26 protein-coding genes and 2 tRNA genes are annotated in these 24,355 nt (G+C 49.2%); 4 read left to right on the top strand and 24 right to left on the bottom strand.

Annotated features, from left to right (window positions below):
- Positions 1 to 24 precede the first annotated feature (24 nt).
- The 6 genes from ACTHS8_RS03710 to ACTHS8_RS03735 all read right to left on the bottom strand — a co-directional run bounded on the left by ACTHS8_RS03710 (position 25) and on the right by ACTHS8_RS03735 (position 5,665).
- Positions 25 to 876: a DUF5672 family protein gene (locus tag ACTHS8_RS03710; protein ID WP_440373010.1), complete on the bottom strand. Its 852-nt coding sequence runs from the start codon at positions 874 to 876 to the stop codon at positions 25 to 27.
- 37 nt (positions 877 to 913) lie between these two features.
- Positions 914 to 3,514, bottom strand: a complete 2,601-nt coding sequence (gene mutS, locus ACTHS8_RS03715) for a DNA mismatch repair protein MutS (RefSeq protein WP_440373011.1) — start codon at positions 3,512 to 3,514, stop codon at positions 914 to 916.
- Positions 3,515 to 3,602: 88 nt separating this feature from the next.
- Positions 3,603 to 4,439, bottom strand: coding sequence for a pantoate--beta-alanine ligase (gene panC, locus ACTHS8_RS03720; protein WP_070824223.1), 837 nt, complete (start codon positions 4,437 to 4,439; stop codon positions 3,603 to 3,605).
- A 119-nt stretch (positions 4,440 to 4,558) separates the two neighbouring features.
- Positions 4,559 to 5,350: a 3-methyl-2-oxobutanoate hydroxymethyltransferase gene (panB, locus tag ACTHS8_RS03725; protein WP_107810601.1), complete on the bottom strand. Its 792-nt coding sequence runs from the start codon at positions 5,348 to 5,350 to the stop codon at positions 4,559 to 4,561.
- A 127-nt stretch (positions 5,351 to 5,477) separates the two neighbouring features.
- A tRNA-Thr gene (locus ACTHS8_RS03730) sits at positions 5,478 to 5,553 on the bottom strand.
- A 36-nt stretch (positions 5,554 to 5,589) separates the two neighbouring features.
- Positions 5,590 to 5,665 (bottom strand) — tRNA-Thr (locus tag ACTHS8_RS03735).
- Between the two features lie 215 nt (positions 5,666 to 5,880).
- Between ACTHS8_RS03735 and ACTHS8_RS03740 the strand changes: the two genes are divergently transcribed.
- Complete coding sequence (locus ACTHS8_RS03740) at positions 5,881 to 6,675, top strand: polyamine aminopropyltransferase (protein WP_440373012.1); 795 nt, start codon at positions 5,881 to 5,883, stop codon at positions 6,673 to 6,675.
- 39 nt (positions 6,676 to 6,714) lie between these two features.
- Positions 6,715 to 7,353, top strand: a complete 639-nt coding sequence (locus ACTHS8_RS03745) for an alpha/beta hydrolase (protein ID WP_440373013.1) — start codon at positions 6,715 to 6,717, stop codon at positions 7,351 to 7,353.
- A 129-nt stretch (positions 7,354 to 7,482) separates the two neighbouring features.
- Here the strand turns inward: ACTHS8_RS03745 and ACTHS8_RS03750 are convergent, their stop codons facing one another.
- The 3 genes from ACTHS8_RS03750 to folB all read right to left on the bottom strand — a co-directional run bounded on the left by ACTHS8_RS03750 (position 7,483) and on the right by folB (position 9,149).
- Complete coding sequence (locus ACTHS8_RS03750) at positions 7,483 to 8,019, bottom strand: NUDIX hydrolase (RefSeq protein WP_440373014.1); 537 nt, start codon at positions 8,017 to 8,019, stop codon at positions 7,483 to 7,485.
- Positions 8,020 to 8,104: 85 nt separating this feature from the next.
- Positions 8,105 to 8,752 (bottom strand): nuclease-related domain-containing protein, encoded by a 648-nt coding sequence (locus tag ACTHS8_RS03755; RefSeq protein ID WP_063075430.1) that lies wholly within the window; start codon positions 8,750 to 8,752, stop codon positions 8,105 to 8,107.
- Between the two features lie 46 nt (positions 8,753 to 8,798).
- Positions 8,799 to 9,149 (bottom strand): dihydroneopterin aldolase, encoded by a 351-nt coding sequence (gene folB / locus ACTHS8_RS03760; RefSeq protein ID WP_063075429.1) that lies wholly within the window; start codon positions 9,147 to 9,149, stop codon positions 8,799 to 8,801.
- A gap of 57 nt (positions 9,150 to 9,206) precedes the next feature.
- Between folB and plsY the strand changes: the two genes are divergently transcribed.
- Complete coding sequence (gene plsY / locus ACTHS8_RS03765) at positions 9,207 to 9,818, top strand: glycerol-3-phosphate 1-O-acyltransferase PlsY (RefSeq protein ID WP_063075428.1); 612 nt, start codon at positions 9,207 to 9,209, stop codon at positions 9,816 to 9,818.
- 77 nt (positions 9,819 to 9,895) lie between these two features.
- Here the strand turns inward: plsY and greB are convergent, their stop codons facing one another.
- The 12 genes from greB to ACTHS8_RS03825 form a co-directional block, all read right to left on the bottom strand.
- On the bottom strand, positions 9,896 to 10,387 hold the full coding sequence (greB, locus tag ACTHS8_RS03770; RefSeq protein WP_003685038.1) for a transcription elongation factor GreB: 492 nt from the start codon (positions 10,385 to 10,387) through the stop codon (positions 9,896 to 9,898).
- Positions 10,388 to 10,461: 74 nt separating this feature from the next.
- On the bottom strand, positions 10,462 to 12,006 hold the full coding sequence (gene purF, locus ACTHS8_RS03775; RefSeq protein WP_063075427.1) for an amidophosphoribosyltransferase: 1,545 nt from the start codon (positions 12,004 to 12,006) through the stop codon (positions 10,462 to 10,464).
- Between the two features lie 152 nt (positions 12,007 to 12,158).
- Positions 12,159 to 12,692: a CvpA family protein gene (locus ACTHS8_RS03780; protein ID WP_063068803.1), complete on the bottom strand. Its 534-nt coding sequence runs from the start codon at positions 12,690 to 12,692 to the stop codon at positions 12,159 to 12,161.
- The gene (ftsN, locus tag ACTHS8_RS03785; protein ID WP_440373015.1) at positions 12,685 to 13,833 is read right to left on the bottom strand and encodes a cell division protein FtsN; all 1,149 of its coding nucleotides are present in this window, start codon (positions 13,831 to 13,833) and stop codon (positions 12,685 to 12,687) included. The genes ACTHS8_RS03780 and ftsN overlap by 8 nt, the downstream gene beginning before the upstream one ends.
- Positions 13,834 to 13,846: 13 nt before the next feature.
- Positions 13,847 to 15,130 (bottom strand): bifunctional tetrahydrofolate synthase/dihydrofolate synthase, encoded by a 1,284-nt coding sequence (folC, locus tag ACTHS8_RS03790; RefSeq protein ID WP_440373016.1) that lies wholly within the window; start codon positions 15,128 to 15,130, stop codon positions 13,847 to 13,849.
- A 38-nt stretch (positions 15,131 to 15,168) separates the two neighbouring features.
- On the bottom strand, positions 15,169 to 15,621 hold the full coding sequence (locus ACTHS8_RS03795; protein ID WP_440373017.1) for a protein YgfX: 453 nt from the start codon (positions 15,619 to 15,621) through the stop codon (positions 15,169 to 15,171).
- Between the two features lie 4 nt (positions 15,622 to 15,625).
- A complete protein-coding gene (locus ACTHS8_RS03800) occupies positions 15,626 to 15,985 on the bottom strand; it encodes a hypothetical protein (RefSeq protein ID WP_049322913.1) in 360 nt (119 codons plus the stop codon).
- Positions 15,986 to 16,048: 63 nt separating this feature from the next.
- Positions 16,049 to 16,777, bottom strand: coding sequence for an amino acid ABC transporter ATP-binding protein (locus ACTHS8_RS03805; protein WP_003747231.1), 729 nt, complete (start codon positions 16,775 to 16,777; stop codon positions 16,049 to 16,051).
- Between the two features lie 2 nt (positions 16,778 to 16,779).
- Positions 16,780 to 17,445 (bottom strand): sel1 repeat family protein, encoded by a 666-nt coding sequence (locus ACTHS8_RS03810; protein ID WP_440373018.1) that lies wholly within the window; start codon positions 17,443 to 17,445, stop codon positions 16,780 to 16,782.
- Positions 17,446 to 17,460: 15 nt separating this feature from the next.
- On the bottom strand, positions 17,461 to 18,240 hold the full coding sequence (gene rsmA / locus ACTHS8_RS03815) for a 16S rRNA (adenine(1518)-N(6)/adenine(1519)-N(6))-dimethyltransferase RsmA (protein ID WP_036490462.1): 780 nt from the start codon (positions 18,238 to 18,240) through the stop codon (positions 17,461 to 17,463).
- A gap of 88 nt (positions 18,241 to 18,328) precedes the next feature.
- Positions 18,329 to 18,928, bottom strand: coding sequence for a Maf family protein (locus ACTHS8_RS03820; protein ID WP_440373019.1), 600 nt, complete (start codon positions 18,926 to 18,928; stop codon positions 18,329 to 18,331).
- A 14-nt stretch (positions 18,929 to 18,942) separates the two neighbouring features.
- Positions 18,943 to 19,482, bottom strand: a complete 540-nt coding sequence (locus ACTHS8_RS03825; protein WP_049350611.1) for a gamma carbonic anhydrase family protein — start codon at positions 19,480 to 19,482, stop codon at positions 18,943 to 18,945.
- A 237-nt stretch (positions 19,483 to 19,719) separates the two neighbouring features.
- Between ACTHS8_RS03825 and ACTHS8_RS03830 the strand changes: the two genes are divergently transcribed.
- On the top strand, positions 19,720 to 20,598 hold the full coding sequence (locus ACTHS8_RS03830) for a DMT family transporter (RefSeq protein ID WP_440373020.1): 879 nt from the start codon (positions 19,720 to 19,722) through the stop codon (positions 20,596 to 20,598).
- 52 nt (positions 20,599 to 20,650) lie between these two features.
- On the opposite strand, the gene lepB is transcribed toward ACTHS8_RS03830, so the two are convergent.
- The 3 genes from lepB to ACTHS8_RS03845 all read right to left on the bottom strand — a co-directional run bounded on the left by lepB (position 20,651) and on the right by ACTHS8_RS03845 (position 24,297).
- Positions 20,651 to 21,670 carry a signal peptidase I gene (gene lepB / locus ACTHS8_RS03835; protein ID WP_440373021.1) on the bottom strand — a complete coding sequence of 340 codons (1,020 nt, stop codon included), beginning with the start codon at positions 21,668 to 21,670 and terminating at the stop codon, positions 20,651 to 20,653.
- Positions 21,670 to 23,463 carry a translation elongation factor 4 gene (gene lepA / locus ACTHS8_RS03840; protein WP_440373022.1) on the bottom strand — a complete coding sequence of 598 codons (1,794 nt, stop codon included), beginning with the start codon at positions 23,461 to 23,463 and terminating at the stop codon, positions 21,670 to 21,672. Before lepA ends, lepB begins: the two co-directional genes overlap by 1 nt.
- A gap of 132 nt (positions 23,464 to 23,595) precedes the next feature.
- Entirely contained in the window at positions 23,596 to 24,297 is a 702-nt protein-coding gene (locus tag ACTHS8_RS03845) for a 5'-methylthioadenosine/adenosylhomocysteine nucleosidase (RefSeq protein ID WP_440373023.1), read from the bottom strand.
- Positions 24,298 to 24,355: the final 58 nt, after the last annotated feature.

The following is a 24,355-nucleotide window of genomic DNA, read 5'->3' on the forward strand; positions in this document are numbered from 1 at the left end:
TCTGAACTTTCAGACGGCCTTAATTTATTCCCACTCATAACCTAAATTTCTAAAAAAACGGGAGTATGTTTCCAATTTATCCTCATTCAATTGGGCAAACCGGACACGGTTGCAGCCGGTCAAGACCACATTGCCCATCCAGTGCGCCCCAAAGACGCACTCTAAAGGGACATTCCTCATTTGATTGATAAACGGTACTTCTGAAGAAAATTGCGTAGCAATATCCGGAGGCGCGAATTTCAAACCCAAGTCCTGCAATCTATAACGGTGTTGCGCCGTCAAAAACATATCTTCATGGTGCAGCCGTACCAGCCATTCCATATCGGCAATTTTTTTGTCTTTCGGCGGCAAAGGCGGTCGGATTTCTACATTTAAGCCCAGTTGTCGCGGCATGGTTAAAAGCCGTCTGCTGCGCAGGCTGAAACCGCCGTTCTGCGGCTCGTCAAAATTCGAAGAAGTCTGAATCAGATGTTGTTTGGCCAAATATTGGTCGGTTCCCTTCAGGAAAAACTGCCCGTCGGCTTCGGTTTCCAACAAAATCGGCAAAGGTGCGCCGATATAGTCATATTCCCGATAGGCATCCTGCCAGTTTTGGCCGTTCAACACCCAGCCGTCATTTTGAACAATCAAACAATAATCAGTATCGATATAATACATCAGTTGGTACAAAACAAACAGATTGTATTCCAGATAACCGAATTTCCGGCAAGGCTGATGTCGGATATTTTCCGGCAAACCTTGAGGACAACTCGGGCTGATCAGCAATCCACGGCTGCCGGGCAATTCGGCACAGCTGCGGACAATGGCATACATCGTGCCCTCGGTATAAGAATCTGCGCCGGTAATACCAACCACGGTAATGTCAGTAAAACTCATCAATATGTTCCCCTGTTTCAGACGGCCTTTGAGATATTTACGACGCCTTATTGCAGATATCTTTCAAGCGATACAAGGCATCCAAGGCTTCGCGCGGCGTAAGGTTGTCGGGCTGAATTTGCACCAACGCTTCAGCCAATTCATTATTCTGCAAATTATCAACAGGCTCAACTTCTTGTTCTTTCCCTTCCTCATCTGCCCCATTTTCAGACGGCATGGCGCTGAAAATATCCAACTGCGGACGGTTGGCGGCAGCTTGGTTTTCCAAATCGTTTAAATGCTTTTGAGCCGCTTTCAAAGCGCGGTTGGGCAGACCTGCGAGTTTGGCAACGGCGATACCGTAGCTTTTACTGGCAGGGCCGGGCTCGATGTGGTGGAGAAAGACGATGTCTTGACCTTGCTCAAGCGCGGAAAGGTGCATATTGACTGCCGTTGCATGGGCTTCGGGCAGTTTGGTCAGTTCGAAATAGTGGGTGGCAAAGAGACTGAAGGATTTGTTTTTTTGCAGCAAATGTTCGGCAATGGCTTGCGCAAGGGCGAGGCCGTCAAAAGTCGAAGTGCCGCGACCGACTTCGTCCATGAGGACGAGGGATTGCTCGGTGGCGTGGTGGAGGATGTAGGCGGTTTCGCTCATTTCAACCATGAAGGTGGAGCGGTTGGAGGCTAAATCGTCCGATGCGCCGATGCGGGTGAAGATTTGGTCGATGGGGCCGATTTGGGCTGAATTGGCAGGCACGAAGCTGCCGGTGTGCGCCATGAGGACGATGTGGGCGACTTGGCGCATGTAAGTGGATTTACCGCCCATGTTGGGGCCGGTCAGGAGCATGAGGCGGTGTTTGTGGTCGAGGCGGGTGTGGTTGGCGGTAAAGTGGCGCACTTGTTGCTCGACGACGGGATGGCGGCCGTTTTCGATATGGATGACGGGGTAGTCGGCGAACTCAGGACAAACGAAGCCGCGTTCGGCGGCAATGGCGGCAAACGTAGAAAGTACGTCGAGGGCAGCCGCGGCTTTGGCTGCTTTCTGAAGCTGCGGCAAGGCCGTCTGAACTTCTTTCAACAGGGCTTCAAACAGGTGTTTTTCCAATGCCAATGCTTGCTCTTGCGCGGTCAGAACTTTGTCTTCGAAGGTTTTTAGTTCGGGGGTGATGAAGCGTTCGGCGTTTTTGAGGGTCTGGCGGCGTTGGTAGTCGGCGGGGGCTTGTTCGGCTTGAACTTTGGATAACTCGATGTAGAAGCCGTGGACGCGGTTGAACTCGACTTTGAGGGTGGAAAGACCGGTGCGTTCACGTTCGCGCGCTTCAAGCTCGAGCAGGAATTCGTCGCCGTGGTTTTGTATGTGGCGCAACTCGTCGAGTTCTGTGGAATAGCCTTGGTTGATGACGCCGCCGTCTTTGAGCCAGACGGCGGGTTCGGGCATTACGGCGGCTTTGAGGGTTTCGGCAACGGGCAGTGTTTCGGGGAAAACGGCTTTGAGGGTTTCTAAGAGACTGCTGCCCTCGGCGGACAATTCGATTTCGGACATGGCAAACAAGCTGTCGCGCAGGACAGCTAGGTCGCGCGGGCGGGCGTTGCCGACGGCGATGCGGGCGGCGATGCGTTCGATGTCTGCGATGTTTTTCAGACGACCTTGCAGGGTTTCGTATTGTGAATCCAGCGCGGCAACAGCTTCTTGGCGGGCGCGGATGTGGGCGCGACTGCGTAAGGGGTGGTGCAGCCAGAGTGCCAAGAGGCGGCTGCCCATGTGGGTGGCGCAGCCGTCGAGTATGGAAAACAGGGTCGGCGATTTTTTGCCGGAGAGAGTTTGCGTGATTTCAAGATTACGGCGCGTGGCGGCGTCCATGCCGATATATTGGCTGTCGGTTTCGAGCGAAATGCCGTCGAGGTGTTGCGGCATCAGGTTTTGCGTCAGGCGGATGTAGTTCAACAGCGCACCCGCCGCACCGACGGCGGCTTCGTGTTCTTTGCCGTCCAAACCGAAGCCGTGCAGGTCTTGGCAGCCGAAGTATTCGGTCAACAATTTCGCGCCCGCGTCGGCGGCAAACTGCCATGAGTTCAGGCGTGTGATGTTGGCGGAGGTTGCCTGAAAACCGTCAGGAAGGTTTTTGCCTTCGGGCAACAGGATTTCCGCCGCCTGCAAACGCGCCAGCTCGTCAGCGAGTTTGTCCGCCGTCGTCAGCTTGGTTTTGAATTCGCCGCTTTGCAAAGATGCCCACGCGATGGCGATGTGTTTTTTATCCGCGTTCACCGCCGCGATGCGGTTGGTTTCCTTGTCTTCCAAAAATGCCGCGTCGGTCAGCGTGCCGGGCGTAACGATGCGCACGACTTTGCGCTCCACCGGCCCTTTACCCGCGCCGACTTCGCCCACCTGCTCGCACACCGCCACGCTTTTGCCCATTTTAACCAGTCGCGCCAGATACTGCTCCGCCGCATGAAACGGCACACCCGCCATCTTAATCGGCACGCCGTCCATCTGCCCGCGCGTGGTCAGGGTAATGTCCAACAGCTTTGCCGCCTCCACTGCGTCATCCAAAAACAACTCGTAAAAATCGCCCATGCGGTAAAACACCAGCTTGTCGGCGTGTTGCGATTTGATGGCGAGATACTGCTGCATCATCGGGGAGACGGTGGGTTTAGACATGGAAAAGCCTTAGAAACGCAAAAGCGTTATTGTAACAAAAGGCCGTCTGAAAAACAGGTTTCAGACGGCCTTTAACAGCAGCTTGGTTTTAAGCCAAAGCCACTTCCAAATTATCAATCAGGCGCGTGGTACCCAAACGGGCGGCGGCAAGCACCACCAATTCTTTATCACCGACATGAGCCACTGCCAGGCTGTGTGCATGGCGGATTTCAACGTAATCAACCACCCAGCCGGCATCAGTCAAACGGCGGATACATTCGGCCTCAAGCTGGGCGTAATCCAGATTGCCGTTTTTCAGGGCTGCGGCAATGTTTTGCAACTCTTGATAGAGGCGTGGCGCTTCTGCGCGCTCTGCTTCGCTCAAATATTGGTTGCGGCTGGAAAGTGCCAGGCCGTCTGAAGCGCGGCCGGTATCGACCGGGACGATTTCGATATTGAAATTCAAGTCTTCAACAAAGCCTTTGATAATCGCCAGCTGCTGATAGTCTTTTTTGCCGAAACAGGCGGTATCGGGTTGAACAATATTGAACAACTTAGTCACAACGGTCGCAACGCCGCGGAAATGGCCCGGACGGAATTTACCGCACAATTCGTTTTGCAGGTGCGGAGGCTCGACATTGAAACGCTGTTCCACATTCGGATACAGCTCTTTTTCATCAGGCGCAAACACGACGGCAACGCCCTCGCCTGCCAATTTGTCGGCATCTTGTTGCAACGTGCGCGGATATTTGTCGAAATCTTCGCCTTGTCCGAATTGCAGGCGGTTGACAAAAATACTGACCACAACGTTATCGGCACGTTTTTTTGCTTCGCGCACCAGCGCAAGATGGCCTTCGTGCAGATTGCCCATGGTCGGCACAAATGCCACTTTTCCGGCAGTTTTGCGCCACTCGCGCAATTCTTTAATCGTATGAATAATTTGCATGGTTTGAAAAATCCTTTATCTTTTCCGCCGTTTCATCAACGGAAATCACGCGCCGATTATACGCTTTTATTCATCAAAAAGGCCGTCTGAAATAAGTTTCAGACGGCCTGGTTTTTATTTTATCCGGCAAACGTATGTTCGACAGACGGGAACGTTTTTGCTTTAACTTCGTTCACATAGGCTTTGACCGCAGCTTGAACGCTGTCTTTGCCCTGCATAAAGTTTTTCACGAATTTTGCGGTTTTACCGGGGAAAATGCCGAGCATATCGTGCATCACCAAAACCTGACCGTCGCAATCCACGCCTGCGCCAATACCGATGGTCGGGCAAGAAACGGTTTCGGTTACTTTTTTCGCCAACTCTGCAGGAACGCATTCCATCAATACGATTGCCGCACCTGCCTCATCATGCGCTTTGGCGTCGTTAAGCAACGCTTCCGCCTTATCGCCGCGGCCTTGAACTTTATAGCCGCCGAATGCAAACACGGATTGCGGGGTCAGGCCGATGTGCGCGCAAACAGGAATGCCGCGCATTTGCAGAAATTCAGTGGTCTCCGCCATCCAGACGCCGCCTTCGAGTTTGACCATATGCGCGCCGGCCGCCATCAATTCGGCCGCCGCCGCAAATGCCTGCTCTTTGCTCTGCTGATACGCGCCAAACGGCAAGTCGCTGACAATCATTGCATTTTGAGTGCCGCGAGCCACGCATTCAGTGTGGTAGCACATATCCTGCAAGCTCACCGGCAAAGTGGACTGACGACCTTGCACCGCCATGCCCAAAGAATCGCCGACCAGCAGTACATCTACGCCGGCATTGTCCATTAGCGCGGCAAAGCTGGATTCATAAGCGGTCAGCATGGCGATTTTCTCGCCCTCTGCTTTCATTTTTTGCAAAGTGTTTACGGTAATCATGGTGCTGTGTGTTCTGCCCGACGGGCAGCCCTTTGTTATAAATGGAAACGCGGTATTATAAGGTCTGCTTTTAAAATATCAAAGCATAAGCAAAAAGCCCGACTGCTTTCACAATCGGGCTTTTAATTGGTGCCGGCACCAAGAGTCGAACTCGGGACCCCCTGATTACAAGTCAGGTGCTCTACCAACTGAGCTATACCGGCTTACTGAAATGCCTTGCGGCACCATCAGTCTTTAACTGGTGCCGGCACCAAGAGTCGAACTCGGGACCCCCTGATTACAAGTCAGGTGCTCTACCAACTGAGCTATACCGGCAAGGAAGTCGGCATTATGCCGATAAGTTCCCATCTTGGCAAGCATTTTAAAACAAAGTTACTCATGAAATTATAAAAACCAATGATTTTAAAGAAAATTAAATAATACCTTACCTCTTAATTCAACACGCTCAAAGGCCGTCTGAAAACCGCTCCAGCGCAAAACATCATGGTTTCTGTTAAAATAACACCTTCTACATCTTTCCGTCTTTGCCCATGCCGCCCCGCCATCCTTACCGCCGCCTACGCCCAGCCAAATCCCATCTGCCCGAAGTCGGCATTTCCGAAGAAGGCAATATCCGTTCTCTGCACTTGGGCAGCGACACCATTCAAAGCTCCATGAATGTCGATCATCCGTCCGAGCTGGTGTTGTCGTACAGCCGCGCCATGATGGGTTGGCTGCTGTTTGCAGAAACCCCGCCCAAACACATCACCCAAATCGGCTTGGGCGGCGGCTCGTTTGCCCGTTGGATAGACAGCTACCTGCCCGATACCAAGCAAACCGCCATTGACATCAATCCGCAAGTCATCGCCGTGGCGCGCAGCCTATTTGAATTGCCGCACGAAGGCGAAAATTTTGAAATTATCGAGGCAGATGGCGCGGAATATATTAAAGTGTTCCGCCACAATACTGATGTGATTTTGGTAGATGGTTTTGACGGCGAACAGATTATCGATGCTTTGGTAGAAGAACCCTTCTTCCAAGACTGCCGCAATGCCCTCTCTCCCGAAGGCGTATTTGTTACCAACTGGTGGAGCGGCGACCAGCGTTATCAACGCTTTGTCGAACGCCTGCTCAACGTCTTTGACGGCCGCGTACTCGAGCTGCCTGCCGAGAGCCACGGCAACGTAGCAGTCATGGCGTTCCAAAGCAGCCCTAAAGAACAAAACCTCGACAACCTGAAAAAACGTGCAGAAAAATTAAGCGAAAAATACGGCCTGGACTTCAAACGGATGCTTGCTGATTTGAAAGCCAACAATCAAAACAACGGCAAGAATTTTTATCTGTAAACCGCTTCAGGCCGTCTGAAAACAAACAAGGACACACTCATGCTCAAACCCGACATCATTCAAATCCCCGGCCCGGCCGGTTTGCTGGAAACCATCTACCTGCCAAGCACACAAGAATCCGCCCGCGGCGTTGCCGTCATCAACCATCCCAATCCCCTGCAAGGCGGCACCAATACCAACAAAGTCATCCAAACCGCCGCCAAAGCCCTCAGCCAACTTGGCTTCCATTGCTACCTGCCCAATTTGCGCGGCGTAGGCAATAGCGAAGGCGAACATGACTACGGCCGCGGCGAAACGCAAGACTGCATTGCCGTTATCGACTACGCCCGCGCGCAACATCCTGACGCGCCGCAATTCGTTCTTGCCGGCTTCTCATTCGGCGGCTACGTTTCCACCTTTGCCGCACAAGCGCGCACGCCTGATTTACTGTTGCTGATGGGCGCAGCCGTCTATCACTACACCGACCGCCCGGAACCATCCGACGTTCCCGATGTCGCCAAAACATTGATGATTCATGGCGCGGAAGACGAAGTCGTTGAAATCAACAAAGCCCTGACATGGGCAGAACCACAAGGCCTGCCTGTTGTGACCATTGCCGGTTCGTCCCACTTCTTCCACGGCAAACTCATCGTTTTGCGCGATACGATCACACGGTTTGCACCGGCTTTATTAGGCTAAAATCCGGCCACAAAATAAAACAAGGCCGTCTGAACGCTTTTTCAGACGGCCTTATTTGTATGAAACCTTATTATCTAAATATCAGACTCAAGTATTCAGAAATCCATTAAGGATTTTCTGCTTAACATATCAATTCTGAGTCAACCAATACTGCAAACCAATCAAAGTTTTACCATCTTTGATTTCATCGTTTGCCAATGCATTGCGCACCTCTTCCTTGCTCATCAGGACGGTTTCTGTAATTTCATCCTCATCATTGCTCAACTCGCTGCCCAAACGCACGCCTTGCGCTTGGTAGAGATACATTTTTTCATCGCAAAAACCGACTGCGGTGTAAAAGGAGTACAACAGTTTGACGCTGTCGGCGACATATGGCGTTTCTTCCGCCAATTCACGCAAAGCGCATTCGGCAGGATCTTCATCCACCACATCCAATTTACCCGCCGGTAATTCCAACGTCGCCTGATCGGCGGCATAACGCCATTGGCGCACCAAAACAACTTTACCGTCTTCCGTTTCCGCCAATACACACGCAGCACCCGGATGACGGATCACAACCCGTTGGCTTTCGTTGCCGTTGGGCAGGCGCACCCGATCACGGCTGATGGTAACAAAAGAACCCTCGTAGATTGGCTCGCTGCTTAATTTAGTTTCTTTCAAATCCATTTTTTACCTCATTTCCAAATTATTAAATATTAAAGGCCGTCTGAAATTTTACAGAAATAAACTCAGAGGATGCCTTTTCTAATCGTTACTGCTGATGTCGTTGTTGTAAACGCTCGGTATGTGTTCGCAGCTTTTCACTATTTGCTTGGTAGTCACTTGAAGACAATACAGCAACTATTGCCTCTACCTCATGAGGAAGTAATAAGGCCGTCTGAAAATTCTTAATATAAGCCGCCGCCTGCCTAATACGGCAAACATTTGGTGGCATTTTCGATTTCAACTCACAATCACCTAAGAAAACTACCATTGAATGAAACTTCTCCTCAGGAAATTGCAATAGTTCTGACAATGCTTTGATATGAGCATAATTCTGACGCAACGGGTTTTGGAAATAATGTTTCTGTTTATAGATAATTTGCGTCCATTTAGATTGCTTTTCACTGCCAAAAATCCAACCTGTGTAATTTTTAGTTTCTATCACAAATATCCCAAAAATTGAGACATAAATATGATCAATTTGTGTCGTACCATCTCGAGATGGAATAATTAAATCGTGAAACTCAGTATAAGTTTTCTCATCTAAATTTTTTCCAATTACAGAACGAACTGCTATTTCCCCCATGCTTCCTTTTATTTTAGGATTTTTCAACAGTGCTTTTATTAAAAGCAAAGGAATAATAATCAGAAAAATCCAAAATATACCTGACATACTTCCCAATATTTGTTCAATCATGACGTTTTCTTTTTTATTTAAAACTAAAAATTTATATATTTATGGTTTATTCCCGAGTACGTTCAATTTCAATACCGACCTGCGCCACATCGGGCAAGATACCGGGTTTCACAATACGGACGCGCACTTTGGCTGCACCAAAATCATTTAAAATCAATTGGGCGATATGTTCCGCCAAAGTTTCCAGCAGTAAAAAATCCTGTTCGGCAAGGCTGCGGCGTACGACTTCGCATACTTCGCCATAATGAATGGTGTCGCCGATATCGTCGCTTGTGCCGGTACGCTCGGGAACGCTGATTTCCAAATCCAAAATCAAAGTCTGTTTACGCTCGCGTTCCCAATCATATACGCCGATTAAAGTATCGGCCTTCATGCCGTACAAAAAGATTTTATCCATTTGCCTGTCCGTTTTTTTGATAGAATAACCGTTCCCATTTTAAGTAAAGCACCCAAAATGTTCAATGTACTCGCCATTATTGCCGCCTATCTTATCGGCTCCCTGTCTTTTGCCGTCATCGTATCAAAATATTACGGCATGGACGATCCGCGCACTTACGGCTCCGGCAACCCCGGTGCCACCAACGTCTTGCGCAGCGGTAAGAAAAAAGCGGCCGCACTGACCCTGCTCGGCGATGCAGTAAAAGGCTTGGTTGCCGTCATCTTGGCGCGCTGCCTGCAAGATGCTTTAAATTTGTCTGATGCAACGATAGCCCTGGTCGCGATTGCCGCATTGGTTGGCCATATGTGGCCAATATTTTTCAATTTTAAAGGCGGCAAAGGCGTAGCCACCGCATTGGGCGTCTTGCTCGCCCTCTCCCCAGCAACCGCCCTGCTCTGCGCCTTGATTTGGCTGGTTATGGCGTTCGGTTTCAAAGTCTCCTCCCTCGCTGCACTGGTCGCCACCGTCTGCGCACCCATCTTCGCCTTCTTCATGATGCCGCACGCCTCTTGGGCATGGGCAACCGTATTCATTGCCGCATTGGTGTTGTACCGCCATAAAAGCAATATTCAAAACCTGATTCAAGGCAAAGAAAGCAAAATCGGAGATAAAGCCGGAAAATCTTAAAAACGTAGTGCAATCAATAAAAGGCCGTCTGAAAGTATATTTTTCAGACGGCCTTTATAATTTTTATTCACGCATAATCAGTCAATCTTAATATATTCTACCGACAGAATCTCTATAACCTCACGGCCCTCCGGTGTATCCAAAACAACTTCATCCCCTTCGCGTGCTTTAATCAGGCTGCGCGCCAAAGGGGAAATCCATGAGATTTTGTTTTTAGCGGTATCGATTTCATCTACGCCGACGATTTTGACGGTTTGTTCACGACCGTCTCCGCGCAATAAGCCAACGGTTGCACTGAAAAAAATCTGGTCCGTGGCTTCACGCGCTTCAGGGTCGACGACGACGGCTGCTTCCAAGCGTTTGGTTAGAAAACGGATACGGCGGTCGATTTCGCGCATACGGCGTTTGCCGTAAAGATAGTCACCATTCTCGCTGCGGTCGCCATTGCTTGCCGCCCAGTTAACGATTTGGACGATTTCCGGGCGCTCTTTGTTGACCAGATGATAAAGTTCGTCTTTCAGTGCCTGCCAACCGGTAGGTGTAATGTAATTTTTGGTTTCGGTACTCATGATGTGTCTAAAACATAATTAAAGGCCGTCTGAACGTTAATTTTCAGACGGCCTTTATTGTAAGTCAATTTACTTTATTCTTCATCATCACTATCGCTGATACTGATGCTGTGTTCCATTTTGCTTGGATGCACTTTCAAGCCGCCACAACCTGATTTTTCAGTAGAGAGGCGGTTCAGATACGCCTCGTCGATATCGCCGGTTTGATAAACACCGTTGAAGCATGAAGAATCAAAGGATTCGATTTTTGGATTGAGTGCTTTGACTACTGCTTCCAAGTCTTCTAAGTTTTGGAAGACAATGCCGTCCGCGCCAATCTCGGCTGCAATTTCTGACGCGCTGCGGCCGTTTGCAATCAGTTCTTCACGGGTCGGCATATCGATACCGTACACATTCGGATAGCGCACTTCGGGAGCAGCAGAAGCAATGTAGACTTTGCGCGCACCTGCCGCGCGTACCATTTCAACGATTTCACGGCTGGTCGTACCGCGCACGATGGAATCATCCACCAACAAAACGCTTTTGCCGTTAAACTCGGTTTCCATCGGGCTGAGTTTTTGGCGTACTGATTTTTTACGCGTTGCTTGTCCAGGCATGATGAAGGTGCGACCGATATAGCGGTTTTTAATCAGACCTTCGCGATATGGTTTTTCGAGATGAACGGCAAGCTCCATCGCGCTGGGTCGGCTGGTATCAGGAATCGGCATCACGACATCGATATCGTCGACGGGCAACTCGCGTTTGATTTTTTCCGCCAAAGAAACGCCCATATCCAGACGCGCCTGATAGATGGATACACCGTCGATGACGGAGTCGGGACGCGCGAAATAGACGTATTCAAAGAGACAAGGGCTGAGTTTGACTTTATCACTGCATTGACGCGACACGATTGAACCGTCAAAGCTGACAAACACGGCTTCACCCGGCTGGATATCGCGTTCCAAGTCATAGGCAAGTGCGTTGAAAGCAACTGATTCAGAGGCAACAGCATACGATTTTTTACCGGATTCATCGGTTTGCGAACCCAATACCAACGGACGGATACCGTGAGGATCGCGGAAGGCAACCATGCCATATCCGGCAATCATGGCTACGACACCGTATGCACCGCGCACTATGCGGTGTACTTCAGAAACGGCGTTGAAAATATTGTCGATGGTGAGTTGATAAGGGGCTGTATTTTTAGAGACTTCGCGGCGTAATTCGTGCGCGAATACATTGAGTAGGACTTCAGAATCGGAGCTGGTATTAACGTGGCGCAGGTGTTTGTTGCATACGTTTTCATACAGCTCTTCGGTATTGGTCAGATTACCATTGTGTGCCAAAACAATGCCGAACGGGGAGCTGACATAAAACGGCTGAGCTTCTGCGCTGCTGCCCGCATTGCCTGCAGTCGGATAGCGGACATGTGCGATACCGGCATTACCGACCAAGTCGCGCATATTGCGGGTACGGAACACTTCGCGCACCATGCCTTTGCCCTTGTGCATATGAAATATATTGCCTTCGGCAGTAACAATACCTGCTGCGTCCTGACCACGGTGTTGCAACATCTGCAAACCATCATACAACATCTGATTGACCGGCTCATGACTAACCAAACCTAATACACCACACATATCGTGCTTCTCCGAGTTTGAAGATTAAATGGGTAAGCTGTCATTATAAAATAATTTAGATGAGTTTGCTCAAATTGTCGACAATATGATGCTAAATTTACGCAAATAAAAACGGATTCAGACGACCCATAGGCCGTCTGAATCCGTCAAACTCAATCATCCAATTCTTCAACTTCAGCTGCTTTACCCGAAAGATGCGGCATTGCGGTATCTTTTCCAGGCAGATAAGGCATCGCAGCATCGGCAAGTGATTCAAAATACGGAATTGTGTGCGAACTTTGCCACTCTTCCGTTTTTGGCAAATCAGTGTGTGAAAAAACCATCACTGCCAGTGTCACCAAAATCACACCTTTTACTGCACCGAATACGCCGCCAAGCAAACGGTTAATGCTTCCCAGACCAACGGCAGACATCAAACTGCTTAACAGCGATCGTGCCAGTTTCTGCAACAGCCATGCCAGAAAAAACACAGCGGCAAAACCCATCGCAACCGCCAAGGAATGCGGCTCAACCGATTTAAAGACCACATCGGCAAACGGCACAGCAAGCGTTCTGGCCGCAATAAACGATACCACCCACGCCACCATCGCCCCTGCTTCGGCAATAATACCCCGTGTCAACGAGATAATGATGCAGATGACGATAACGGCGGCAGCCAACAAATCGGCAACAGGCAAATTACTCACTGGTCACCTGACCGGCAATGCCATGCACACGCAATTTGTTCAAATCGCGCTCTGCATCGCGTGCATTTTTATAACTGGCTGATTTCACGCGATACACCTTACCTTTATCGGTCATGACTTCAGTAATAGTCGAATCGATACCTGCGGCTTTCATTTTACGTTGCAGGCTTTGCGCGCGTTCTTTTTCAGCATAACCAGCCTGAATAGCGGCTTTTTTCGCAGGCTTGGCTTCCGCTTTTTCTTTTTCAGCTTTAGGTTTGGCTTTTTCAGACGGCTTCTCGGCAGTTTTTACCTTATCGGCTTTTTCTGCTTTGGCCGTTTCCGGTTTAGCTTTTTCATTTTTTGGTTTTTCAACTTTGGTTTCTGCTTTCTTAGCAGGTTCGGCCTTGTCTTTTACACTGTCTTTGCTGTTTTTGGCAGATTTACGTTCGGCAATGGCTTTCTCTGCTTTTTCCAATTGTGCCAATTTATTGCGTTCGGCAGCGGCTTCACGTTCTGCTTTCTCAGCACGCGCTTGAAGTGCGCGTTTTTTAGCTGCCAATGCATTTTCTTTCTCAGCAGCTTCCTGTTGGGCTTGTGTTTTACGGGCCGCAGCGGCACGTTGTTCAGCCTGACGTTGGCGGCGTTCTTCGGCTCGGCGCTCCGCAGCTTCACGCTTGGCAGCCTCGGCGCGTTGAATACGTTCGGACTCTTCCAAGCCTTTAATATTACCGTCATCCAAAGTATCGTTAATCAAAACCAACGGCTCGCCAACATCTTCGGGAGCAGATTCACGGTTTGGCTTCAATACTTCAACCGGCGCATTGTCTTCTTCGTCGCCTGCATTTTGCGGTTTATTTGATGCTTCGGCATCCGCATGGCGGGCAGCCTCCTCAGCAGCAGCGACATCTTCTTTATTCGGCTCTAAAACAACGGCCTTGCTCGGCTCGTCAGCCGTTTTGACTTGGCTCTGACCAACAGGCGCTTCTTTAAATGGTGAATTTTTATCGTCGCCGGAAGTCAGTACCAGACCGAACAGCATACCCGATGCCACCACCAAGCCGGAGGCCAAGACCAAGCGACGGCGGTTGCGACGTTTGAGTCGTTCGTAACCGTCTAAATCGTATCCGTTTGGAGTTTCTTTTTGTTTATTGTCGGACATGATAATTTCCTCGTTAGTGTTCTTTCAAAACAGCCATTACATCGGCAACAGTATGGAATGAGCCGAAAACAACGATTCTATCATTTTCGGTTGCTTTAGCCAAAGCAGCGCGATAGGCCGCAGCGACAGTTTCAAAAACATTTACATTGTCGATGCCGTGTTCAGCCAATTTGGCCTGCAAAGCCTCTACCGTCATGCCGCGCGGTACATCTAAAGGCGCGATATTCCACTCGTCAAACTGGTCTTTAACGATTTCCAGCACGCCATCAATATCTTTGTCGGACAACATACTGAATACGGCGGTACGTTTTTGTGCAAAGGCAAGGTTAATCAGGCTTCGGCGCAAAGCACGGGCAGCATGCGGATTGTGGCCGACATCCAAAACCACCAGCGGACGGCCGGGCAAAACTTGGAAACGTCCAGGGTTCTCAACCAACAGCAAACCGCGTTTAATCGCGCCGATATCAACCGGCAATTGTTCGTTCAAACATTCCAACACAGTCAGTGCGCACGCGGCATTGGACAACTGATACGCGCCGCGCAAAGCAGGAAACGGCAAGGAATTGCGGTTACGGTTTTGGCCGTCTGAAGATTGCGGATGGAAGCGGTAATTCCACTGCACGCTTTCCATTGACGCAAAATCAAAATCTTGCTGAACCATCAACAGTTTTGCACCAATTTCTTCTGCGTGTTTGACCAATGATTCAGGCGCAGGGTTTTGGCCGCACACGGCCGGTTTGCCGCTACGGAACACGCCGGCTTTTTCAAAACCAACCTGCTCGACGGTATCGCCCAAAAATGCCTGATGATCCAAATCCACGCTGGTAACAACCGAACAGTCGCCGTCGAATACATTCACGGCATCCAATCGTCCGCCCAAACCGACTTCCAAAATCATGACGTCCACATTTTCACGCATGAAAATATCGACGGCGGCCAAAGCATTAAACTCAAAATACGTCAGCGAAATTTCACCGCGTGCCGCTTCGATGCGCTCAAATGAGGAAACAATCAGGTCGTCTGAAACCGGTTGAGTGTTGACGGCGATTCGTTCGTTGTAACGCAGAAGGTGCGGACTGGTCAGCGTACCGACTTTAAAACCGGCTTCTTTATAAATATGCGACAAATAAGCGCATACAGAGCCTTTGCCATTGGTACCCGCCACCACGACGACAGGACACTGCGGCACCAAATTCATGCGTTTTTTTACTTCTCCCACGCGCTCCAAGCCCATATCGATCAGGCCGGAACTATGGGCAGTCTCCAAATGAGAAAGCCAGTCTTGTAATGTTTTCATTGTTTTGATCGCTTCAAAAGGCCGTCTGAAACAGCCGTTTAATCCATATCTGCCGCAAGTTCTGCTTTGTCTTCTTTTTCCCGACACCAGCGCGCCCATACTTTCAGACGGCGGTAGGCATCGCGGTCGGCCATATCGGGCAAGATGCAGTGTTTGACCATTTTTCCGTCAACATTCCATTGCAAAAACAAAGCATAAACCGTCAACATACTGCTGTCTTGCAAAACCGCGCTTCTTCCCTCTTCCTCGTCATTCAAGTAAACCGTCGCACGGTATTGGCGGTCGATGATGATTTTTCTGACCGCATTTTGAGTGTGAAAATTAACTCTGTGCCAAGCATAGGCAAAACTGCCGGCCAATGCCGCCAAACCCAGCCACATCATCCAGCCGTAAAACTCGGCAAGGCATACGGCCAACGCCGAAAGGTGTAAGAAGACAATCAGAATTTTCAAAGAACGCGAGGGCTTTAAGGCCGTCTGAAAACTTCGCACGGCTTTACATCATATTGTCGAAAACAGGCGTAATGTTCAATTCCGCCTCTTCCATATCCAAAACCATATCGTGGATTTCGGTATCGAAGAATTCCCAAAAAGCCTTCAGGCTCATGTCTTGCGGCCATTTGCTTTTATCGATGTCCCAGCCTGCCAATTCGGCTTCAAAAATCTGCTGGTAGCGTTCGTCAAAATAGGAAATGACGGATTCGGGTTCGTCAAATTGCGGCACCAGGAATACGGAACAGTTGGTGCGCAGTTGCTCGATGGTCAAATCGGGCATATTCTCATCGGATGACTTCAGCCATTCCAAAAAACGGGCGGTCGGCTTCAACACGACAGCAGTACGGTCAACAAAATACATAATGTTCAACTTTCAAAATCATTCAAACCGATCATGCCGTCTGAAATTTCAGACGGCCTAAGTTTAATGTGTCATCACCTGTTGCAGGAATTGTTTGGCACGCTCGTGTTTCGGATTAGTAAAAAACTCTTCCGGCGTTTCATCTTCCAGAATCTGGCCTTTATCGACAAAAATCACACGGTCGGCAACTTCGCGTGCAAAACCCATCTCATGGGTCACACACATCATGGTCATGCCGCTTTCCGCCAAGTCTTTCATCACTTTTAATACTTCGCCGACCATTTCAGGGTCAAGAGCGGAAGTCGGCTCGTCAAACAACATCACGCGCGGCTCCATCGCCAAACCGCGTGCAATCGCCACACGCTGCTGCTGACCGCCGGAAAGCTGACCGGGCAGCGCGTCTTTTTTATGCGCCAAGCCGACGCGTTCCAAAAGCTCCATCGCTTTCTTTTCCGCCTCTTCACGGCTTTGGTTTTTCACTTTCATCGGAGAAAGAATAATATTTTCCAAGACAGTCAAATGCGGATACAGATTGAACCCTTGGAACACAAAGCCCACTTCTTCGCGCACTTTGTTCAAATCGGTTTTCGGATCGGCAACATTGATGCCGTCCACCCAAATCTCGCCGCTTTCAATGCGCTCGAGTTGGTTTACCGTACGAATCAGCGTAGATTTGCCACTGCCCGAAGGGCCGCATACAACGACCACTTCGCCTTGTTTGACTTCCAAATTCACGCCGTTGATAACGTGCAAATCTTTAAAATGTTTGTGTACATTTTTGAATTTAATCATGTTTATTTGACATTCTCTAAAATTGACCAGATTTTGGACGGCCTGTTTTTAATCTGTTTGGCGTAATGCTCGATTTTCTCACTGTTGTCCTTGGTATAAATGCCGCGACACAATATATCCAATGCATCTTTGTTCAAGTCGCCATAACGATTGTTGGTATATACCGACAGGATGCAGGCTTTCAGGGGATTGAAGGGAACGCCGTATTTCTGCGCATTGTCCCGATTTCCAAACAGCCATGCGGTATCTGCTAAAGCTGCGTAGTTGCTCAAAGCTGCCGCTTTAAATAATTTTTCTTTGATCAGCGGATAATTTTTCTGCTTCTGATTTTCCAGTTTGAAAACTTCATTCATCAATTTTTGTGAACCATTAGGTGCAAGTTCGTCTTCTAAAGCTGTTTTATCATATTCAGCTTCAATATCATCAAGTAAGTCTTGTGCCGCTCCCTCGCCGTTTTCTGCGGCTTTTTTCAGCCAATAGTAAAACTCGCTTTCTTTGGGGTTTACAGGGTCTGTTGTCATTTCCAACTGCATGGCCAGCAGATATTGCGCTTCAGCATCGCCGGCTTTTGCTTTGCGCCGCAGGGTTTCTTCTCCGCCGGTGCCTAATGCAAATGCCGTACCGGTAATAAGTACAGCCAGCCCACACCAGACATATTTTTTCAACATTAAGTTCCCAACCTTTCAGACGGCCTTTTGAACCAAATAATTGCTCAATTCCACATATTTCTCAGCAGCAATGTGTTCTGCCCTGTCCTGCGGATTGATGCCGACTGCCTGCAAATCATCATCGCCGGCAAGTTCCTTCAAATTATTGCGTATGGTTTTGCGGCGTTGATGGAAAGCCAGTTTCACCAGTTTGGCAAAATGTTCAAAATCTTCCGCTTTACCAATGCGGTGTTTCACCGGAATCATGCGCACGACGGCCGAATCCACTTTTGGCGCAGGATCAAAGGACTCGGGCGGTACTTCAATCAACATTTCCATGTCGAAGAAATATTGCAGCATCACGCCCAAACGGCCATAGTCGTTGGTTTTCGGCTGCGCCACCATGCGTTCGACCACTTCTTTTTGCAGCATAAAGTGCATATCGATCACATCGTCTGCCACTTCGCTCAATCGGAACAAAAGCGGTGTGGAAATATTGTACGGTAGGTTACCGACAATTTTTTTCTTGCCTTCAATGCTGTTGAAATCAAACTGCAATACATCGCCTTCATGTATCACCAATTTATCTGCAAACGGCAAGGTTTTCAGACGGCGTACGATGTCGCGGTCGATTTCGCAAACATGCAGGCGATTGAGTTTTTTCGCCAAAGGCTCGGTAATGGCTGCCAAGCCCGGGCCGATTTCAATCACGATATCATCGGGCTGCGGTCTGACCGCGTTGACAATATCGCTAATAATCCGCGTATCCTGCAAAAAATTCTGCCCGAAGCGTTTCCGGGCCTTATGTTCTTTCATATCTTTCTTCAAGCAAGCTGTTTAAGGCAGTATTGTAACTGAAACAGGCGTTTTTGTCGGCACGCTTTCAGACGGCATTTGCCTAATTTTAAGCAAACGGCGGCGCTTCCAAACCCAAAGATTTTAGTAGCTGAGCGGTCTCATAAACCGGCAAACCCATCACGCCCGTAAAACTGCCCTGCAAATGCTCGACAAATACGCCGCCCAAACCCTGAATCCCATACGCACCGGCTTTATCCATCGGCTCGCCGCTGGCAACATAGGCTGCAATCTCCTCAGCCGTCAACGTTTTAAAGCGCACTTCGCTCGTCTGCACCACATCATAACGCACGCCTTGCCAGTAAACGCATACAGCCGTCAGCACTTGATGCGTCCGTCCGGACAAACGTTCCAGCATATCGACCGCATCCGCCTCGGATTCCGGTTTACCCAAAATAGCCGCACCATCCGCCACCGTCGTATCCGCCGTCAATACAGCAAACTCAGGCTCTTGATCATGAGCTGCAAACCATTGCGCCACCGCCGCCTGATTTTTCTCGCATGCCATACGGCGCACATACTCTACCGCAGCTTCGCCTTCTTTAGGGGTTTCATCAATATCCGCTGGGAGGCGGTGTACCGTGAAACCCAAATTTTCCAAAATCTCACGACGGCGCGGACTGCCTGAAGCCAGATAAATTGCGTTCATTGGATTGGTTTTCCTTATTTTGAAATTTTATGCTGGCCGGACAGGCGGACATAATGCGCAGAGGAATACGTCAAAAATTCCTTTTCCTCATCCGTCAGCGGACGCACTTGTTTCACAGGCGAGCCAACGTATAAAAAACCACTTTCCAAACGTTTGCGCGGCGGTACCAAACTGCCCGCGCCTATCATCACATCATCTTCGACAACCGTATCGTCCAAAATAATCGAGCCCATGCCCACCAACACACGATTCCCAATTCGGCAGCCATGCAGCATGACCTTATGCCCAATCGTCACATCGTCACCGATAATCAAAGGCGAACCATCGGGCTTCGCCGCATTCTTATGCGACACATGCAAGACGCTGCCATCCTGCACATTACTGCGCTTACCGATAGAAATGCTGTTCACATCGCCGCGCAATACGGCATAAGGCCAAATCGATACATCTTCCGCCAGCGACACTTCGCCAATCACTACCGAAGTCTCATCTACAAAACAAGACTCATCAACCGACGGCACATAATCCAAAAACGCACGAATAGGGTTTGCCATTTCCAATAATCCTTTTCTCAAAACCAAAACTGATCGGGCCGTCTGAAAACACGGCGTAAAACGATTTTATACTACAACCATACTAAATCAAGCCAGAAAATCATCAAAAGGCCGTCTGAAATAGTTTTCAGACGGCCTTTCATCATAAACCTTTATCTTGGCCCACCACTATTTATCATTAGCGCCTCATCCATCTTTTATGGAATAATCGTCTTCATTTGATTGATGGAGAAGCCGATGGAGACACGTTCGGGAAATTATGCAGCGCCCCTATTGGTCGTCGGCTGCGTCGTCTTCGGCTTGGGCAGTTTGATCGTCAAATTTGTCGATGTCGGCTCTTACGCCATCGCATTCTGGCGTTTACTGATTGCCGCCCCCATATTCTTCCTGCTCGGACGTTTTTTCAGGCAAAAAATGCCCACGAAAAGAAAAACGGTTGGCTACGCACTCTTATCCGGCGTTTTCCTCGCATTCGACCTCGCCCTTTGGCACGAAAGCATTCACGCCGTAGGCCCCGGCATTTCCACCTTGCTCAATAGCCTGCAGATTTTCTTTTTAGCCGCCATCGGCTTCTTCTTTTATTCAGAACGCCTAAGTACCTTACAAATTTTAAGTTTGATATTAGCCACCATAGGCGTAGCCTTAATCGGCAGCCCAGAGTTCGGTCATAACGACAACGCTGCATGGGGATTTGTCAGCGGCGTAGTGTCCGGCGCCATGCTGGCCCTGTCTATGGTCTTTGTACGCAAAACCCATGAGCAGGAAAAAGTCGGTTTGTTTCCTCTGATGATGATTTTAAGCTTCGGCGGCGCAATGGCGCTGGTCATCCCATCTCTACTATTCGATGCCGCCCATCTATACCCCAAAACTTTAAACGATGTGATTCTAGTCTCCATCTACGGCATCGTCATGCAATGCTTTGCTTGGGCATTAATTGCTTACGCCATCCCGCTTTTATCCTTGTCACTGACCGGCCTGCTACTGCTCTCCGAACCAGTCGCCGCCATGTTGATCGATTATTTCTGGCTGGATAAACCGATTAATACCGTCCAATGGAGCGGCGCCACTTTGACTTTATTGGCGATTTATTTAGGTTCGTTAAAAGACAAAAAATAGATACAAAAAGGCCGTCTGAAAAATTTCAGACGGCCTTTTAATCTGTTATTGCTTATTGGATACTGGTACCAATACGGCTGAGTTCGCCAAAGTTCATCCAAACGAAAAAGGCTTTACCGACGATTAGTTTGTCATCAACAAATCCCCAGTAACGGGAATCGGCGCTATTGTCGCGGTTGTCGCCCATCGCGAAATAACGGCCTTCAGGAACTTTACAGATAAAGCCATTACCGTCTTCTGCGTATTCACAATTTTCCAAACCGCTTGTTTCAAGCGAGTAATTACTTTCAGGCATCACTTCGGAGGTGTATTTGTTCAATACGGCAATAGATACGGAAGGCTGACCGGCCTCTTTGACCACATCAAAGTTTTTGCCGTTTAAGGCCGTATGAAAACGCTCAAGCGTATGAATCATAGACGGATCGGTATCATCTGCGTATTGATAATTACCGTTTGGTTTTTCAGAAATAATTTCTCCGTTAACAGTCAAAACCTTATCACGGTATTCCACAACGTCGCCCGGAATACCGACGATACGCTTGATGTAATTCATCTCAGGCTGAAGTGGGTAATTGAACACCACGACATCGCCTCGGGCAATATTACCGACAGGGATAATGACCTTATTCAAAATCGGCAGGCGGATACCGTAAGAGAATTTGTTCACCAAGATAAAATCGCCTTTGACCAAGCCCGGACGCATGGAGCTGGACGGAATTTGGAATGGCTCGGCAATAAAGCTGCGCAACAAAAAGATGACCAAGATGATGGGGAAAAAACCGCCCATGTAGTCGGTAAAATGTGCATTGTCTTCGCCGGTCTCGCTTTTTTTCAGACGGCCTTTATGGATTGCCCAAACAATACCGGTGAACACGACAAACACCAGCAATACGGCGGTAAAGCTCATAAACTCGGACAAAATGCCGAATACGCCGACCATACACAGGAGATAACTCCATTGCAGGCCGGAGCTCCATTCGCCGTTTTCCTGACGCTCTTTGCTGCTTTTGAAGTTGAGGACCAAGCCGGCCAGCAGCACAACGATTGCGCCTAAAGTCAGATTTATACTCATTATTTATCACTCACTTGCAGAATCGCCAAGAATGCGCTTTGCGGAATTTCCACATTGCCCACTTGTTTCATGCGGCGCTTACCTGCTTTTTGTTTTTCAAGAAGTTTTTTCTTACGCGTAATATCGCCGCCGTAACATTTCGCCAAAACGTTTTTACGCAGGGCTTTGACGTTCTCACGGGCGATAATCTGGCCGCCGATGGCGGCTTGGACGGCGATGTCGAACATTTGGCGCGGAATCAGTTCGCGCATTTTTGATGCCAGCTCTCGACCGCGATGAACGGCGCTTTGACGGTGCACAATCAGGCTCAAGGCATCGACTTTTTCGCCGTTGACCATAATGTCGAGCTTAATCAAATCAGACGGTTGGAACTCTTTGAAATGGTAGTCCAACGAAGCATAGCCGCGCGAGGTGGATTTGAGTTTGTCGAAAAAGTCCATCACGACTTCGTTCATCGGCAAATCATAAGTCAGCATGACTTGGCGGCCCATATATTGCATATTGACCTGAACGCCGCGCTTTTGGTTACACAAAGTCATGACGTTGCCGACATATTCCTGTGGCACAAGAATGGTCGCAGTGATAATCGGCTCAAGAATAGTTTCGATGGTACTGATTTCAGGCAGTTTGGACGGGTTTTCAACTTCGATTTTCTCGCCGTTTTTCAACACGACTTCATAAACCACTGTTGGCGCAGTGGTAATCAAGTCCATGTCGAACTCGCGCTCCAAACGTTCCTGAACGATTTCCAAGTGCAACAGACCCAAGAAGCCGCAACGGAAGCCGAAGCCCAATGCCTGGGAAACTTCAGGCTCAAATTTCAACGAAGCATCGTTCAGCTGCAATTTTTCCAAAGCGTCACGCAAGGCTTCGTAGTCGTGGCTTTCCACCGGATAGAGACCCGCGAATACTTGGCTTTGCACCTCTTGGAAGCCGGGCAGCGGCTCAGAGGCGGGGTTGGCAACCAAAGTCACCGTATCGCCGACTTTTGCCTGTCCCAATTCTTTCACGCCGGTAATCAAAAAGCCCACTTCGCCGGCTTTGAGTTCTTGTTTTTGAACCGATTTCGGCGTGAATACACCCAGCTGCTCGACCTGCGTTTCCGCTTTAGTGCTCATAAAGCGCACTTTGTCTTTCAGCTTGATGGTGCCGTTTTTCACACGAATCAACATGACCACGCCGACGTAGTTGTCAAACCACGAATCGACGATAACGGCTTGCAGCGGCGCATTTTCATCGCCTGTCGGCGCGGGGATTTTGGCAACGATTTCTTCCAAAACGTCTTCCACGCCGATGCCGCTTTTGGCAGAACATTGCACCGCGCCGACCGCATCAATGCCGATGATGTCTTCGATTTCCTGTTCCACGCGCTCGGGGTCGGCGGCAGGCAGGTCGATTTTGTTCAAAATAGGCACGACTTCCACGCCCAAATCAATTGCGGTATAGCAGTTCGCCACAGTTTGCGCTTCCACACCTTGCGATGCGTCGACAACCAAAAGCGCACCTTCGCAGGCAGACAGCGAACGGGATACTTCGTAAGAAAAGTCGACGTGTCCCGGCGTGTCAATCAGGTTAAGCTGATACACCTGCCCGTCGCGTGCTTTATAGTTGAGCGCGGCGGTTTGCGCTTTGATGGTAATGCCGCGCTCTTTTTCGATGTCCATAGAGTCGAGCACCTGCGTACTCATTTCGCGCAAATCCAAACCGCCGCAGTATTGGATAAAACGGTCGGCAAGCGTCGATTTACCGTGGTCGATGTGGGCAATGATGGAGAAATTCCGTATGTTTTTCATATTGTTATTAAGATAAATACAATTAAAGGCTGAAAGGCCGTCTGAAAAAACAGGGATTCGGTTTTCAGACGGCCTTAGAATAAGGTTGAATCGTTCCGTATTCTAACGGAAATTCAACGCTTCTGCATGATTTTATAGTGATTTGACAATCTCGGTAACCATCTTCGCCGAGCTGACGGCCGCCGTTTTCAAAAACTCTTCAAAGCTGATGTCCGCTTTCTCATCTGCTGAATCGGATACGGCGCGAATAATCACAAACGGCACTTCCAACTGATGACAAGTTTGCGCAATCGCCGCAGCTTCCATTTCCACTGCTTTTACGTCAGGAAAATGACTGCGAATTTCCGCGACACCTTCGCTGCTGTGTACAAAACGGTCACCACTGACAATCAGGCCTTGAGCTACGGCCGCACATTCAAACACTTGCGCCGCCTTTTCTGCTTGGCGAATCAGGTTTTCATCCGATGCAAACACGGCAGGAAGTTGCGGCACTTGCCCCCAAACATAACCAAAAGCCGTTACATCAACATCATGATGCGCCACAGTTTCGCCGATGACCACATCGCCAACCTTCAGGCCTTTGCCCAAACCGCCTGCGCTGCCGGTATTGATGACGCAATCCGGTGCAAACTGATGAATAACCCAAGAAGTCGAAACCGCCGCATTGACCTTACCGATACCGCTCAAAACCAAAACCGTGCGTTTTCCGGCCAATTCGCCTTCATATGCCGAGAATTTACCGAAGGACACATGCTTGACATCTGCCATGCTTTCACGCAAAAGCTCGATTTCCTGTTCCATTGCGCCGACCACGGCAATTGTTTGTACTGACATCTCATTACCTTTCCGTTCACTAATCGGGCAACATTATAACAGCAGAATTTAAAATCAC

This window comes from Neisseria sp. P0016.S008, assembly GCF_051957775.1.
In the GTDB taxonomy this organism is placed as follows: Bacteria; Pseudomonadota; Gammaproteobacteria; order Burkholderiales; family Neisseriaceae; genus Neisseria; species Neisseria flavescens_B.

Excerpts from the sequence above, each read along its gene's own strand:
- ACTHS8_RS03810 (WP_440373018.1), bottom strand. The coding sequence starts at position 17,445 with ATGTTGAAAAAATATGTCTGGTGTGGGCTGGCTGTACTTATTACCGGT.
- ACTHS8_RS03745 (WP_440373013.1), top strand. The coding sequence starts at position 6,715 with ATGCTCAAACCCGACATCATTCAAATCCCCGGCCCGGCCGGTTTGCTG.
- folC (WP_440373016.1), bottom strand. The coding sequence starts at position 15,130 with ATGAAAACATTACAAGACTGGCTTTCTCATTTGGAGACTGCCCATAGT.
- lepB (WP_440373021.1), bottom strand. The coding sequence starts at position 21,670 with ATGAGTATAAATCTGACTTTAGGCGCAATCGTTGTGCTGCTGGCCGGC.
- greB (WP_003685038.1), bottom strand. The coding sequence starts at position 10,387 with ATGAGTACCGAAACCAAAAATTACATTACACCTACCGGTTGGCAGGCA.
- folB (WP_063075429.1), bottom strand. The coding sequence starts at position 9,149 with ATGGATAAAATCTTTTTGTACGGCATGAAGGCCGATACTTTAATCGGC.
- ACTHS8_RS03800 (WP_049322913.1), bottom strand. The coding sequence starts at position 15,985 with ATGTATTTTGTTGACCGTACTGCTGTCGTGTTGAAGCCGACCGCCCGT.
- ACTHS8_RS03750 (WP_440373014.1), bottom strand. The coding sequence starts at position 8,019 with ATGGATTTGAAAGAAACTAAATTAAGCAGCGAGCCAATCTACGAGGGT.
- ACTHS8_RS03710 (WP_440373010.1), bottom strand. The coding sequence starts at position 876 with ATGAGTTTTACTGACATTACCGTGGTTGGTATTACCGGCGCAGATTCT.
- panB (WP_107810601.1), bottom strand. The coding sequence starts at position 5,350 with ATGATTACCGTAAACACTTTGCAAAAAATGAAAGCAGAGGGCGAGAAA.
- plsY (WP_063075428.1), top strand. The coding sequence starts at position 9,207 with ATGTTCAATGTACTCGCCATTATTGCCGCCTATCTTATCGGCTCCCTG.
- ACTHS8_RS03830 (WP_440373020.1), top strand. The coding sequence starts at position 19,720 with ATGGAGACACGTTCGGGAAATTATGCAGCGCCCCTATTGGTCGTCGGC.
- panC (WP_070824223.1), bottom strand. The coding sequence starts at position 4,439 with ATGCAAATTATTCATACGATTAAAGAATTGCGCGAGTGGCGCAAAACT.
- lepA (WP_440373022.1), bottom strand. The coding sequence starts at position 23,463 with ATGAAAAACATACGGAATTTCTCCATCATTGCCCACATCGACCACGGT.
- purF (WP_063075427.1), bottom strand. The coding sequence starts at position 12,006 with ATGTGTGGTGTATTAGGTTTGGTTAGTCATGAGCCGGTCAATCAGATG.
- ACTHS8_RS03805 (WP_003747231.1), bottom strand. The coding sequence starts at position 16,777 with ATGATTAAATTCAAAAATGTACACAAACATTTTAAAGATTTGCACGTT.
- ACTHS8_RS03825 (WP_049350611.1), bottom strand. The coding sequence starts at position 19,482 with ATGGCAAACCCTATTCGTGCGTTTTTGGATTATGTGCCGTCGGTTGAT.
- rsmA (WP_036490462.1), bottom strand. The coding sequence starts at position 18,240 with ATGAAAGAACATAAGGCCCGGAAACGCTTCGGGCAGAATTTTTTGCAG.
- ACTHS8_RS03740 (WP_440373012.1), top strand. The coding sequence starts at position 5,881 with ATGCCGCCCCGCCATCCTTACCGCCGCCTACGCCCAGCCAAATCCCAT.
- ftsN (WP_440373015.1), bottom strand. The coding sequence starts at position 13,833 with ATGTCCGACAATAAACAAAAAGAAACTCCAAACGGATACGATTTAGAC.
- mutS (WP_440373011.1), bottom strand. The coding sequence starts at position 3,514 with ATGTCTAAACCCACCGTCTCCCCGATGATGCAGCAGTATCTCGCCATC.
- ACTHS8_RS03820 (WP_440373019.1), bottom strand. The coding sequence starts at position 18,928 with ATGAACGCAATTTATCTGGCTTCAGGCAGTCCGCGCCGTCGTGAGATT.
- ACTHS8_RS03755 (WP_063075430.1), bottom strand. The coding sequence starts at position 8,752 with ATGATTGAACAAATATTGGGAAGTATGTCAGGTATATTTTGGATTTTT.
- ACTHS8_RS03845 (WP_440373023.1), bottom strand. The coding sequence starts at position 24,297 with ATGTCAGTACAAACAATTGCCGTGGTCGGCGCAATGGAACAGGAAATC.